Raw genomic sequence first — 12,281 nt, 5'->3', positions numbered from 1 at the left:
TCTTCTCAGAGATTGGGCGGGGTGCTCCACTATCACCGGCCATGGTCTTACAAAAGGCGCTTTCGGTTACCCACAAATTCTGCCGAGGAGCCAAATTTTGAACTGCATACCCAGGGTGTGCATGCTGCAAACAACACCTCCTGTGCCGATTGCCATATGCCAGTGATTCAGGACGGCGGCATGCATGTGACCGAGCACTGGATCCGCAGCCCCTTGCTGCAGCTTGAAGCCGCCTGCATGAGCTGTCATGACGGCAGTTCCGAACGCTTGGCCGAACGCAGTCTGCGACTGCAAAGCAACACGCTTGGCCTGCTTGCGCTAACGGAAAGCGCGCTGACTGCCTTGATGGACGCCATTCAATTGGCGCAGAAGCGAGCCTATACAGGTGCGCCATTGGAGGCTGCACTGTTGGCACACCGCCAGGCCCAATTGCGCTGGGATTTTATCGATGCCGATGCATCCAAAGGCTTTCATGCTTCAGCCGAGGCCATCCGCATGCTGATTGATGCGATAGCGATAGCCCGGGAGGCTGCTGAACAGCTGCATCAGGCTCTGGGCGAACATAGTACGCAGTAAATGCGGCAATGCTTGCCTTCCGGCGCGATGGCGCCCTGAACGGCAGGTATTTTTCGTTATCGTTTTTTGCGGGGCAATGCACGCTGAAGCAACCCAGCCCAGCGTGACCCGATCTGCCTTATGGCAGCGCTGCCGGGTGTTTTTTGTTGACCAAACTTTCTCTGAGCCTGTCAAATTCATGTTCATCCCACCCTTCGGGTTCGGTCAGTGCGAACCAGGCATCAAGATAGTGTTCCACGGCGTATTCGTGACCGTATCCGGCTGGTGCCGTGCCGGCAATCATATCGGCAATGAGCTGCAGCATGGTGACAATGGGAAACCAGCGCAGATCTTCGGAAACATCTGGCCCGCGGGGTGGTTTCATCCAGTCGGGTTCCTGGTAGAAGGATGCGGGCGAGAAAAACGTGATGGGATCGCTGGCGTATTGCAAAAAAACGATGCGGAAATCGCCCCAGGGTGATTCGCCCACCTCAAGCCCACCTTGTTGATTGACAAAACGAATGACCGAGCCTTCCCGGAAGCGAGGCAGCCATTCGGGTGATTCGGGGTGGCGCCGGTCAGTCGCCGCGCGCCAGGTGCCAGTGCGGAAGGGAGGACCACTCCAGAGCGCGCCGTTGAAGGGATCATTGATGATATCGTAGAAATCGAAGGAGCGATCAGAATGCAGTGCGCCCAGGCTGAGCCCGAAGATATACAAGGCAGGCCGGCTTGACCGCGGCAACTGTGTCCAGTGTCCATAGACAGCCTGAAAGAGCGCTCGGGTTGTCTCTACCCCATAGGCCCCTTTAGCCATTAAGGATAGCGCGCTGGGGAGATAGGAGTATTGTGCTGCAATACTGGCCACATCACCACGATACAGATATTCCAGGGCTTCAATGCCGCCAGGATCTATCCAGCCTGTTCCGGTGGGAGCGATCAGCACCAGTATCGAGCGCTCGAAACCACCGACCCGTTTGAGCTCTTCCAGCGCCAGTTCAGCTCTTTCCTGAGGTGTTGCTGCTGCATTCAGACCCACATAGACACGGATGGGATCCTGGGCAGGTGCGCCAGACAAGTGTTCGATATCCTTTGCCGATGGACTCTCTGAAATAAAACGGCGGCCCTGGCGGCCCATGTCTTTCCAGGCGATCAGAGAGGCTGCGCTGCCCGTTTTCATGGGGGCAGTGGGGGGTTCCAGTTCCGGATCGATGCGTGCATCGATTTGCTGATGGGAAATATCGGCGGTATGCAGCGCAAATGCAATCAGCACACCATCAATCACTGCCCAGAACACCGCAAATGCTATCAGCAGACCGGCCGCATGCGAGATCCGGCGGGGCACAATGCGTCTGAGCTTGCGCGATAGCATCCGCTGCAGCTGATGAAAAAGCTTGCCGATCAGCAGCGCGGCAAGAAAAATCAGCAGGGCGATGCTCCCCACCAGCAGGGCCCGAATGTCGTCTACCATTTCCATTCCCATCAGCACCCGGACCCTGTTCTGCCACTGACTGGCCTGCCATAGAAAGCTGACTACCAGCAGGCCGCAGAGCGCTGCTGATCCCAGATAAATAAAGTGCTGTATCCGTTCATGGGGACGGGGTAACTCCAGGTAACGCCAAAGCCAGACGCTGATGACACCCAGCCCGTAACCGGCTGCCAGGGAGACGCCCGAAATTATCCCCTGAACAGTGTCACCTCGAGGCAGCAGGCTGGGTGACAGCGAGAGTGCAAGGAACAGCGTGCCAAACAGTAATCCAACAGTCGATAAATGATTTTCTATTCGCATTGTCGTTTCGCTTGGGGCCGGAGGTAGGAAGATATGGATTGAAAGCATAACATTGCATACTTCTCCCCGCCAGATATTGATCATGTGCTGGGGTGGCGGCGGCAGCCCAATAATCCATGCACCTCACCCAGCAGGGTGGTCCAAATCGCTTCGATCGTTCAGAATACACAATAATCAAAATTGCTCTCTCAAGGTGCACGAAATCGTGACCATCCAGCGTATCATTTAGCGGGATTGTGATGAGAGAAGCGGCAGCGCGGATCATGAAACCTGGATGATATCGCTGATTAAACTGAATATGCATCAATTGACTCCGTATGGACGGTGGCCTGGTCAATGCACATCGAAACAGACAACGAAAACCATTGCAGTGACTTCATTCGCTTGAATGAACTTTGGATCAAGGAGCATTTTATGCTCGAGGAAGGGGACAGGAGATTGGCCGCTGATCCTTACAGGATCGTTCGCGAGGGGGGGCATATCCTGAGTCTTGTCGAGTCCGGCAAGGTCATTGGTGTATGTGCGCTCTTCAAGGAATCCCCGGCGCGGTTTCAGTTGGCCCGAATGACCGTGGCGCCAGACGAAAGAGGCAAGGGGTACGGTAAAATCCTGCTTCAGGCAGCGATTGAAAGGGCCAGGATGCGCGGGGCCACGTCGCTCTATCTGCTTTCCAATACTGCGCTGGGCATAGCGCTTGCGCTCTATCGCAAGCATGGTTTCCACACCCTGAGCGAGGGCGTGCATCCGGTTTATGCCCGCTGCAATATCGTCATGGAGCTGGCACTATAGTCCGTGAAGGATGTGTGGGTCGTGGAGCACAGTAGTTGGGATTAATGTGCATGTTCACTTCAGTATTGGTTAACGCATGGTTTGCCATGATTATTCTTATCCGGCGGGAAATCTCGGCATGATGGAAAAGTGATGCCTTTACAAGAAATATTTCATCGGCAGTTCTGGTGGCAGCGGCTCAGGGAGATGTGGGAGGTGATCGAGGAAGCCTGGGTAGCATGCAACAAGGATGAAGTGCTGGGGCGCTCGGCGCAGCTTGGGTTTTATTTTATGCTGGCGCTGTTTCCTGCGCTGCTGGGGGTGAAGGCACTTGTCGGGATGCTGCCCGAGCAGGTGTTATTGCCCACTCTTATGTTCTACGCGGAGAAAGTGCTGCCGGAAGAGTCTTTGATTCTTGTCGAACGCTATGTGGATCAGGTGATTCAGGGCGGTGGGGACAGAGTATTCTATCTGAGTCTGCTGGGCTCGCTCTGGGCGGCATCCTGGGGCATGATGGCGATCATTAATAGCCTCAATGTGGTCTATGGCGTGCAGGAAACACGACCGCTCTGGAAAGTCGGCGCCATATCGGTGTTGCTGACGCTCGGCGCTGCAATCTTTGTGATCACTTCGTTAATCCTGATACTTGCCGGTGAGCAGGTGATACGCTGGCTCGGAGATTTCGTGAACAAGGAAGAAGTGGGGGTAACGTTCTACTGGTCTTTGCTGCAATGGCCAATAATCGTCCTCATCATGCTGGTGGCACTCAACCTGATCTATTATTTTGCACCCAATACCGATCATGAATGGCAGTGGATCAAGCCTGGCTCCATCCTGGCGGTATGCCTCTGGGTTATTCTCTCCCTGGGCCTGAAATACTATGTAGAGACTTTTGTCGATTACAACCCAGTCTATGGGTCCATTACGGGTGTGATTATTCTGATGATGTGGCTGTATGTCAGCGGATTTGCGCTTTTGTTGGGGGGGGAGCTCAACTACACCCTCAAGAAGCGCCAGCGCCGGAAGGCACAACAGGAACAGTGATTATTCGGCCTAAGGGCACGTTAATGAATAACCTGGGCGTACGTTGTTACGTATTCGGGAAAGATGCAAGGCGCGAGGCGAAGCCGAATGGTCGTTCCATTCGCAAGCTTCGCAACGCCGCAGATGCCCGAATACGCAACAACCCTTCGGGCTGGGGTCGCTTGCTCTGTGCTGGTATAATTGAACGTTTTGGAGCGTAATCGCTATGGAAGCTGAACAAATCAACGCACTGACCTCGCAACTGGAGGATCTGAAGCAAAGAAGTCAAACCTTACGGGGGTATCTTTGACTTCGATGCCAAGCAAACACGTTTGGTAGAACTCAATCGGCTGGCTGAGGATCCGTCCATCTGGAGTGATCATGATCGCGCCCAGGAACTGGGGCGTGAGAAAAAGTCGCTCGAGAATATCGTACATACGCTGCAAGCAATCGATAGTCAATTGCAGGATGCCCACGAGCTGCTGCTGATCGCTGAGGAAGAGCGTGACGAAGATACGCTGCAGAGTATCGCACAAGATGTCGCACAGCTTGAGAAGACAGTGGCGGAAATGGAGTTCCGCCGCATGTTTTCAGACCCGATGGATCCCAACAATTGCTTTGTCGATATTCAATCCGGCTCTGGCGGCACTGAAGCACAAGACTGGGCCTCGATGCTGGAACGCATGTATTTGCGCTATTGCGAGCGGCGGGGCCTGGCGGTGGAAGTGCTGGAGGAATCTCCCGGCGATATCGCCGGTCTCAAAAGCGCAACCCTGAAGGTCAGTGGCGAATATGCCTATGGCTACCTGCGTACCGAAACCGGGGTGCATCGGCTGGTGCGCAAATCCCCATTCGATTCCGGCAATCGCCGCCATACTTCCTTTGCCAGTGTGTTCGTCTATCCGGAAGTGGATGATGGTATCGAAATCGACGTCAATCCTGCTGATTTGCGAGTGGATACCTTTCGTGCTTCCGGGGCAGGCGGGCAGCATATCAATAAAACTGACTCGGCCGTCCGGATTACCCATTTGCCATCGGGAATTGTCGTGCAATGTCAGAGTGGCCGTTCTCAGCACCGTAATCGCGCCGATGCCATGGCAATGCTGAAATCACGCCTCTACGAAGCGGAATTGCGGAAACGGAATGAATCCAAGCAGGCCATGGAAGATTCCAAAACGGATATTGGATGGGGGCATCAGATTCGTTCCTATGTGCTGGATCAGTCACGGATCAAGGATCTGCGGACCAATATCGAAATTGGTAATACCCAATCGGTGTTGGACGGGGACCTTGATACTTTCATTGAAGCCAGCCTGAAGCAGGGCGTCCAGAGCGCGCAACAGGCTGACTAGGAGGCTGTCCGAGATAACGATTAGCGACGTAGCGCGGGCGAAGCTGGCTGAGCGGGACTTTTAGATCATTTGAGGCGAATAGTTGTTCTATTCAACGAAAAGGATCGAGAAATCCAGCCTGGCAGGTTCGTCCGGCGATGAGTGGTTGTCTCGGATAGTCATGTTTGGCGTTTACTGATGGTCGCTTCCGGCCTTGGCGAGCAGTTTGTCCAAGGCGCGAGTGGGCAGGATGCGTCGAAGATAAGCAAACAGGTAAGTGGGAAATGTAACGTAATAGCGTGCCCGAGGCGCTGGGGATTCGAGTGCGTGGATCACTTTTTTCAGCACCGCCTCGGGTGGCAGGGTAAAGGGAACGGCTGGCCCTTGTTTATTGAGTCTCGCCTGGACGGCGAGATATTTCTCGCGATGCACGCTCTTTTCAATGTCGATATAACGTTCCATCGCTTGCATTGCGTTGGCACGGAACCGGGTGGCAATCGGCCCGGGCTCGACCAGGCTGACAAAAATATGGGTGCCTCTCAATTCGAGACGCAAGGTATCGCTCAACCCTTCGATGGCAAATTTTGAGGCGTTGTATGCGCCCCGGAAAGGCATGGCGGCAAAACCGAGTACCGAGCTGTTCTGTATGATCCGGCCATAGCCCTGTTTGCGCATGATCGGCAGGATGAGGTTGGTCAGTTCCAGCCATCCGAAAAAATTGGTTTCGAATTGCGCGCGCATGGCCTCCCGGCTCAGGTCTTCTACTGCGCCTGGCAGCCCATAGGCGCCGTTATTGAATAATGCATACAGTTGGCCTTGGCTGCGCCGCAGGGTTTCCTCGACCGCAGAGCGGATCGAATCGGAATCATCCAGATCCAGCTGGAAGCTTTCCAGGCCTTCTGCCAGCAGCATGTCCACGCTTTCCTGTCTGCGGGCCGTGGCAAAAACACGGTAGCCGCGCGCCTGCAAGCCATGTGCGGCGCAGTAGCCAATACCACTGGAACAGCCGGTGATTAAGATCGATTTTTTCATGAGTCTCTTGTGTGTGAAGTTCGCGCTGAACGAAGCACAGCGGGCGTCCGGGCAATTTTTTATACCCGATTTTCTCGGGTGTTGAGGTGGCCCGCCAGTTGCCCATATCGGCGGATGGGCAAGGCGCTGCACGGGTACGGCGCTTGACAGTCATCATGGCGCAACATAGCATCGTGCGGGCATACGATTTTTTCGGAACCTATTATATAAATATAAGCAAAGATGTCGAAATTATTGTTCAGATTGCGCGGCGTACCGGATGACGAAGCCGAAGAAGTGCGTGCATTGCTGGAAACACATCAGATAGACTTTTACGAAACGACTGCAGGCAACTGGGGGATTTCCATGCCGGCTATCTGGGTGCGGGATGAATCGCAGTATCAGCAGGCCAAGTCGCTGCTGGATCACTATCAAGCGGCACGCAGCGCAAGAGTGCGCGCCGAATATGAACGCCTGAAACGAGAGGGCAGGCACAAAACCCTGTGGGACAGTTTCCGGGAAAATCCGCTTGGGTTCATTGCCTACATTTTTATTGTCATGGTGTTGTTATATCTTCCTTTCAAGCTTGTTTTCGAGCTGACTAGATAATTGCTCCAAATTTAAATTGAACATCTCCAGAAAGTTATTACTCGCCTTGTTGCTGGGCGGTTTGACCGTGCCCGGTTTCGCGCCATTCTATATCTTCCCGTTACCGTTATTCACGCTCGCATTGCTGGGGCTGATGTGGCGCAAATGCACCAAGCCCTCCCAGGCGGCATTGCTGGGTTTTGCCTTTGGCATGGGGATGTTCGGTGCGGGGGTGACCTGGATTTATGTCAGCCTGCATGATTTTGGCAATATGCCCATGCCTTTGGCCGTATTCGCATTGATCGTGCTCTGCGCTTATCTCTCGCTGTTTCCCGCTCTGACTGGCTGGATTGCATCGCTTCAGCTCTTGCGTGCATCCTGGGTCTGGCCTGGGATTGTTGCCGCACTCTGGGCATTGAGCGAATGGTTGCGCGGTACGCTCTTTACCGGTTTTCCATGGCTGGCAGTCGGCTATTCCCAGGCGCCTTACGGCCCCTTATCCGGTTTTGCCCCGGTGGTGGGTGTGTATGGTGTCTCGCTGCTGCTGATGTTGAGCGCTGCCTGGTTGGCGTGTTGGCTGGAAAACCGGCAAGCCCGGCGTGTTGTTGCTGCGCTGGCGAGTGTCTGGGTAATCGGTCTGGGGCTGCAGCAGGTGAGTTGGGTCAAGCCGGTTGGCAAGCCGGTTACAGTCAGCCTGCTGCAGGGCAATATTCCGCAGGATTTAAAATGGCGGCCGGAATACCTGGCCACGACCATGCAGACTTATGTGCAAATGGTCAAAAGCAGCCCAAGCCGTCTGATTGTCACCCCGGAAATATCGTTTCCCCTGTTTCGTGAGCAGGCGCCGCCAGACTATTTATCGATGCTTGCCGAACATGCCCGCGCAAACCAGGGCGATGTCCTGATTGGCATGGCTGAACAGGACGCAGCCAGTAACGGCAGATACTACAACACCATGTTCAGTTTCGGCACCTCGCCCGAGCAATACTACCGCAAACACCATTTGGTGCCTTTCGGCGAATTCATTCCCCTCAAGCCGATATTCGGCTGGATCATAGAAGTCATGGATATGCCGCTGGCGGATTTTGCGCGCGGCGGCCTGGATCAGCGACCGCTGGCGCTGGCTGGGCAGCGCGTCGCCATCAATATTTGTTATGAAGATGTATTCGGCGAAGAGATCATTCTGCAATTGCCAGAGGCGACCTTGCTGGTCAACGTGAGTAACGATGCCTGGTTTGGCCGTTCCATCGGTCCCTGGCAGCATATGCAAATTTCACAGATGCGCGCCCAGGAAACCGGACGCTATATGCTGCGTGCCACCAATACCGGCATGACCGCCATCATCGATGAGCGGGGCAGGGTTGTGGCGCAGCTGGATATGTTCATCACGGCCGGGCTACACGGCATGGCGCAAGGATTCATCGGGACCACGCCTTATGTGCGTTATGGCAACAAGCTGATTTTGGGGCTCATTGCTTTGTTGCTGCTGGCTGGAAGTTGCCTGGCATTTTTCGGTGGGCGTAAAACCCTGTAGAATTGCGCCAATTCATTATCAGATAACCAAATCAAAATTTGCATGCCTACGCCCACTTTTCAGGAAATGATTCTCTCCCTGCAGCAATATTGGGGGCAGCAGGGCTGTGCGCTGCTGCAGCCTTACGATATGGAAGTTGGTGCGGGAACCAGTCATACCGCGACCTTCTTGCGCGCCCTCGGGCCCGAACCCTGGCGGGCTGCCTATGTCCAGCCATCCCGCCGCCCGAAAGACGGCCGCTATGGCGACAATCCCAATCGCTTGCAGCATTATTACCAGTTTCAGGTGGTGCTCAAGCCCGCGCCAGATGATATTCTCGATTTGTATTTCCGTTCCTTGCAGATGCTGGGGTTGGACTTGCAGCGCAACGATGTGCGGCTGGTCGAGGATGACTGGGAGAATCCGACCCTTGGCGCCTGGGGACTGGGTTGGGAGGTGTGGTTGAATGGCATGGAAGTGACGCAGTTCACCTACTTCCAGCAGGTGGGCGGCATCAACTGCCGGCCGATTACCGGTGAGATCACTTATGGCCTGGAGCGTCTCGCCATGTATCTGCAGGGGGTCGAGAATGTATTCGATCTCGTCTGGACGGACGGCATCACCTATGGGGATGTCTATCATCAGAATGAGGTCGAGCAATCCGCCTATAACTTCGAACACAGCGATAGCGAGTTTCTGTTGCTTGCCTTTGGCAAGCATGAGTCCCAGGCCAACCGGCTGATGGATGCGCAGTTGCCATTGCCTGCCTACGAGCAGGTATTGAAAGCGGCGCATACCTTTAATCTGCTGGATGCGCGCAATGCGATTTCCGTGACCGAGCGGGCGGCTTACATCGGCCGCATTCGCAACTTGGCGAAACGCGTAGCGCAAGCTTATTACGATAGCCGTGCACGTTTGCAGCCACCTTTCCCTCTTGCACCCCGAGAATGGGTCGCACATATTCTGGATCAGACAGCATCCGCATGATAACCGAGAATCTATTGATTGAATTGTTGACCGAGGAGTTGCCTCCCAAGTCGCTCGACAAGTTGGGCAACGCCTTTGCCAGCGTGCTGGGAAACAGCCTGCAGTCACAAAAACTCACTACTGCACAAACAGTCATTAGCGCGTTTGCCTCGCCGCGCCGGCTGGCCGCACATATCACTGCCGTATTGCCACAAGCGCCCGATCAAAATGTCACACAGAAACTGATGCCGGTGAAAGTCGGGCTGGATGAACATGCCCAGGCGACACCGGCTTTGATCAAGAAACTGACCGCACTCGGGATGGAGAACTTCCCGGTATCCGCACTCAAAACCCTGCGGGAGGGCAAGGCAGACATGCTGTTCCTGGAACAGACCATGCCGGGAATTCTGCTCGCGGCCGGTTTGCAGAAAGCACTGGATGAGGCGATCCGGCAGTTGCCCATTCCCAAGGTGATGACGTACCAATTGGCCGATGGCTGGCAGAATGTGCATTTCGTGCGACCCGTGCATGGGCTTGTCGCGCTCTATGGAACAGAAATCCTACCCATCGAGGCCTTCGGACTGGTTGCCGGCAATGCAACCCAGGGACACCGCTTCGAGGCCACGCACCATCCATTGCAGATCGCACATGCGGATGACTACGAGCAGTGCCTGGAATCCACGGGGGCGGTCATGCCGCGATTTGCGCGGCGGCGCGAGGCTATATGGCGAGCATTAACCGCTGCGGCCAGCGCCGAGGAATTGCGCTGTCTCGAAGATGAGGCGTTACTGGATGAGGTCACGGCTTTGGTGGAGCGTCCCAATATACTGATGGGCACGTTTCCAGAGGCGTTCCTCGAGGTGCCACAGGAATGCCTGATTTTAACGATGAAAGCAAATCAGAAATATTTCCCTTTGCTCGATTCGAATGGAAAACTGGCCAACCGTTTTTTGCTCGTGGCCAATATTGCACCGTCCGATCCGGGGCAGATCATTGCGGGCAATGAGCGCGTCATCCGGTCACGGTTGGCGGACGCCAAATTCTTCTTCGATCAGGATCGCAAGCAAACCCTGGCTTCACGCCTGCCTGGCCTGGACAAGGTGATCTATCATCATCAACTGGGTTCGCAAGGGTTGCGCATCCAGTATGTACGCGCCCTGGCGCGCGCGATTGGGGCGCATCTGGAGGGCAGCAAGCTGGCTGGACAGGCTGACCAGGCAGCCCGTTTGGCCAAGGCTGATCTGCTGACTGACATGGTAGGAGAGTTTCCGGAACTGCAGGGGATCATGGGGCGCTATTACGCCCAGCACGAAGGCTTGGACGAGTGCATCGCGTTTGCCATCGAGGACCATTACAAGCCGCGTTTTGCTGGCGATGCATTGCCTCGCAACCTGGTCGGGATCTGTCTGGCGCTGGCCGACAAGCTGGAAACCCTGGTCAGCATGTTCAGCATCGGCCAGCTGCCGACAGGCGACAAGGATCCTTATGCCTTGCGGCGGCATGCGCTGGGGGTGATCCGTATGCTGATCGAAAAGGATCTGCCCCTCGAGCTCAGTGTCCTGCTGGCGCAAGCCACCGTCATTCTCCAGGATGGTCATATCGGGCAGGACCAGGAAGCGGCATCCGAATACAGGCGCCCGGCTTCTCCGCAGCTGGGCGAACAACTGCAGGATTTCTTTTATGATCGCCTGGCGAGCAATTTGCGTGAACAAGGTTACACTGCCCAGGAGGTCGAAGCCGTTTTGAGTCTGAGGCCGCAAATCCTGAGCGATATTCCCAAACGGCTGGCGGCTGTCCGCGCCTTCACCGCACTGCCTGAGGCGGCGAGCCTTGCTGGCGCCAATAAACGCGTGGGTAATATTCTCAAAAAATCTGAGCATAGTATTTCCCCTGACATCGAGCAAGCCTGTTTGCAGGAGCCGGCCGAATTGGCCTTGTATCAGGCCCTGGCCGATATCGAGTCCGAGGTTGAACATGCCTTCCAGGCTGGCGATTACATCACTTCATTACAAAGGCTGGCGGCGTTGAAAGTGCCTGTCGATACTTTTTTTGATCAGGTGCTGGTCAACACCGAGGATATGCGGTTGCGCAATAACCGTCTTGCCTTGCTGGCAAAATTGCAGGCCATGATGAATCGTGTCGCCGATATTTCCCGTCTGGCAGCGTAATCGATGCAAGCAACTGGTAGATAGCGAAGGCGATGAAACTGGTCATTCTGGATCACAATGGCGTGATCAACCAAGTGAGTAGCACTTACATCAAAACACCAGATGAGTGGAAGCCGATTGCGGGCAGTATGGAAGCGATTGCCCGGCTGACGCATGCGGGTTATCGGGTTGTTATTGCTTCCAACCAGTCCAGCATCGGCCGTGGCTTGCTGGATATGTCAACCTTTCATGCGATCAATGACAAAATGTTCCGATCAGTGCAACAGGCAGGGGGGCGGATAGATGCCCTGTTTTTCTGCCCAAATGCCCAGAATGACAAATGTACCTGCCGCAAACCTGGTATAGGCATGTTTCTGGAAATCAAGCAGCGCTACAGCACCGAGCTCAGCCATGTTCCGGCAATTGGGGATTCGTTGCGCGATCTGGAGGCCGCTTACCAGGCGGGAGCGATCCCAATACTGGTGCTGACCGGCAAGGGGGAAGCCACTTATGCAGCCGGTGATCTGCCACCGGGCACCCAGGTTTTTCCCGATCTGGCAACGGCAGTCGACAGTTTAGTGATACGGGCTTGA

The 12,281-nt window shown here is 55.0% G+C and carries 11 protein-coding genes; 9 read left to right on the top strand and 2 right to left on the bottom strand.

Translation table 11 applies throughout. The features are described from left to right. Positions 1-576: ammonia-forming cytochrome c nitrite reductase subunit c552 (locus tag BLV85_RS08365; RefSeq protein ID WP_143032310.1), on the top strand; the 576-nt coding region annotated here is incomplete at its 5' end. A gap of 118 nt (positions 577-694) precedes the next feature. On the opposite strand, the gene BLV85_RS08360 is transcribed toward BLV85_RS08365, so the two are convergent. Continuing rightward, a complete protein-coding gene (locus BLV85_RS08360) occupies positions 695-2,341 on the bottom strand; it encodes an alpha/beta hydrolase (protein WP_090414195.1) in 1,647 nt (548 codons plus the stop codon). Positions 2,342-2,677: 336 nt separating this feature from the next. Here BLV85_RS08360 and BLV85_RS08355 point away from each other — a divergent pair, with 336 nt between their 5' ends. The 3 genes from BLV85_RS08355 to prfB all read left to right on the top strand — a co-directional run bounded on the left by BLV85_RS08355 (position 2,678) and on the right by prfB (position 5,484). After that, positions 2,678-3,130 (top strand): GNAT family N-acetyltransferase, encoded by a 453-nt coding sequence (locus tag BLV85_RS08355; RefSeq protein WP_090414188.1) that lies wholly within the window; start codon positions 2,678-2,680, stop codon positions 3,128-3,130. A gap of 132 nt (positions 3,131-3,262) precedes the next feature. Continuing rightward, positions 3,263-4,153 carry a YihY/virulence factor BrkB family protein gene (locus BLV85_RS08350; RefSeq protein ID WP_090414186.1) on the top strand — a complete coding sequence of 297 codons (891 nt, stop codon included), beginning with the start codon at positions 3,263-3,265 and terminating at the stop codon, positions 4,151-4,153. 205 nt (positions 4,154-4,358) lie between these two features. Further along, a protein-coding gene (gene prfB / locus BLV85_RS08345; protein WP_143032309.1) for a peptide chain release factor 2 occupies positions 4,359-5,484 on the top strand; the annotation gives its coding sequence in 2 pieces (ribosomal slippage) (positions 4,359-4,439 and positions 4,441-5,484; 1,125 coding nt in all). Positions 5,485-5,655: 171 nt separating this feature from the next. Here prfB and BLV85_RS08340 read toward each other — a convergent pair. Beyond that, on the bottom strand, positions 5,656-6,495 hold the full coding sequence (locus BLV85_RS08340) for an SDR family oxidoreductase (RefSeq protein ID WP_090414181.1): 840 nt from the start codon (positions 6,493-6,495) through the stop codon (positions 5,656-5,658). A 222-nt stretch (positions 6,496-6,717) separates the two neighbouring features. Here BLV85_RS08340 and BLV85_RS08335 point away from each other — a divergent pair, with 222 nt between their 5' ends. Genes BLV85_RS08335 through gmhB form a run of 5 tightly spaced genes read left to right on the top strand, consistent with a single transcriptional unit; the run spans position 6,718 to position 12,281 of the window. Continuing rightward, entirely contained in the window at positions 6,718-7,083 is a 366-nt protein-coding gene (locus BLV85_RS08335; protein WP_090414178.1) for a DUF6164 family protein, read from the top strand. Between the two features lie 16 nt (positions 7,084-7,099). After that, positions 7,100-8,596: an apolipoprotein N-acyltransferase gene (lnt, locus tag BLV85_RS08330; protein ID WP_090414176.1), complete on the top strand. Its 1,497-nt coding sequence runs from the start codon at positions 7,100-7,102 to the stop codon at positions 8,594-8,596. A 42-nt stretch (positions 8,597-8,638) separates the two neighbouring features. Then, on the top strand, positions 8,639-9,562 hold the full coding sequence (gene glyQ, locus BLV85_RS08325; protein ID WP_090414175.1) for a glycine--tRNA ligase subunit alpha: 924 nt from the start codon (positions 8,639-8,641) through the stop codon (positions 9,560-9,562). Continuing rightward, positions 9,559-11,709: a glycine--tRNA ligase subunit beta gene (gene glyS, locus BLV85_RS08320; RefSeq protein WP_176973978.1), complete on the top strand. Its 2,151-nt coding sequence runs from the start codon at positions 9,559-9,561 to the stop codon at positions 11,707-11,709. Before glyQ ends, glyS begins: the two co-directional genes overlap by 4 nt. Positions 11,710-11,741: 32 nt before the next feature. Continuing rightward, positions 11,742-12,281 (top strand): D-glycero-beta-D-manno-heptose 1,7-bisphosphate 7-phosphatase, encoded by a 540-nt coding sequence (gmhB, locus tag BLV85_RS08315; protein WP_090414173.1) that lies wholly within the window; start codon positions 11,742-11,744, stop codon positions 12,279-12,281.

Source organism: Nitrosomonas halophila (assembly GCF_900107165.1).
GTDB lineage: Bacteria > Pseudomonadota > Gammaproteobacteria > Burkholderiales > Nitrosomonadaceae > Nitrosomonas > Nitrosomonas halophila.
The sequence above is the reverse complement of the archived record's forward strand: the minus strand, read 5'-3'. Positions and strand labels throughout refer to the sequence as shown.

Bases quoted from the DNA above. Each gene is read 5' to 3' on its own strand.
- BLV85_RS08355 (WP_090414188.1), top strand. From the start codon at position 2,678: ATGCACATCGAAACAGACAACGAAAACCATTGCAGTGACTTCATTCGC.
- BLV85_RS08350 (WP_090414186.1), top strand. From the start codon at position 3,263: ATGCCTTTACAAGAAATATTTCATCGGCAGTTCTGGTGGCAGCGGCTC.
- BLV85_RS08360 (WP_090414195.1), bottom strand. From the start codon at position 2,341: ATGCGAATAGAAAATCATTTATCGACTGTTGGATTACTGTTTGGCACG.
- BLV85_RS08340 (WP_090414181.1), bottom strand. From the start codon at position 6,495: ATGAAAAAATCGATCTTAATCACCGGCTGTTCCAGTGGTATTGGCTAC.
- gmhB (WP_090414173.1), top strand. From the start codon at position 11,742: ATGAAACTGGTCATTCTGGATCACAATGGCGTGATCAACCAAGTGAGT.
- glyS (WP_176973978.1), top strand. From the start codon at position 9,559: ATGATAACCGAGAATCTATTGATTGAATTGTTGACCGAGGAGTTGCCT.
- glyQ (WP_090414175.1), top strand. From the start codon at position 8,639: ATGCCTACGCCCACTTTTCAGGAAATGATTCTCTCCCTGCAGCAATAT.
- BLV85_RS08335 (WP_090414178.1), top strand. From the start codon at position 6,718: ATGTCGAAATTATTGTTCAGATTGCGCGGCGTACCGGATGACGAAGCC.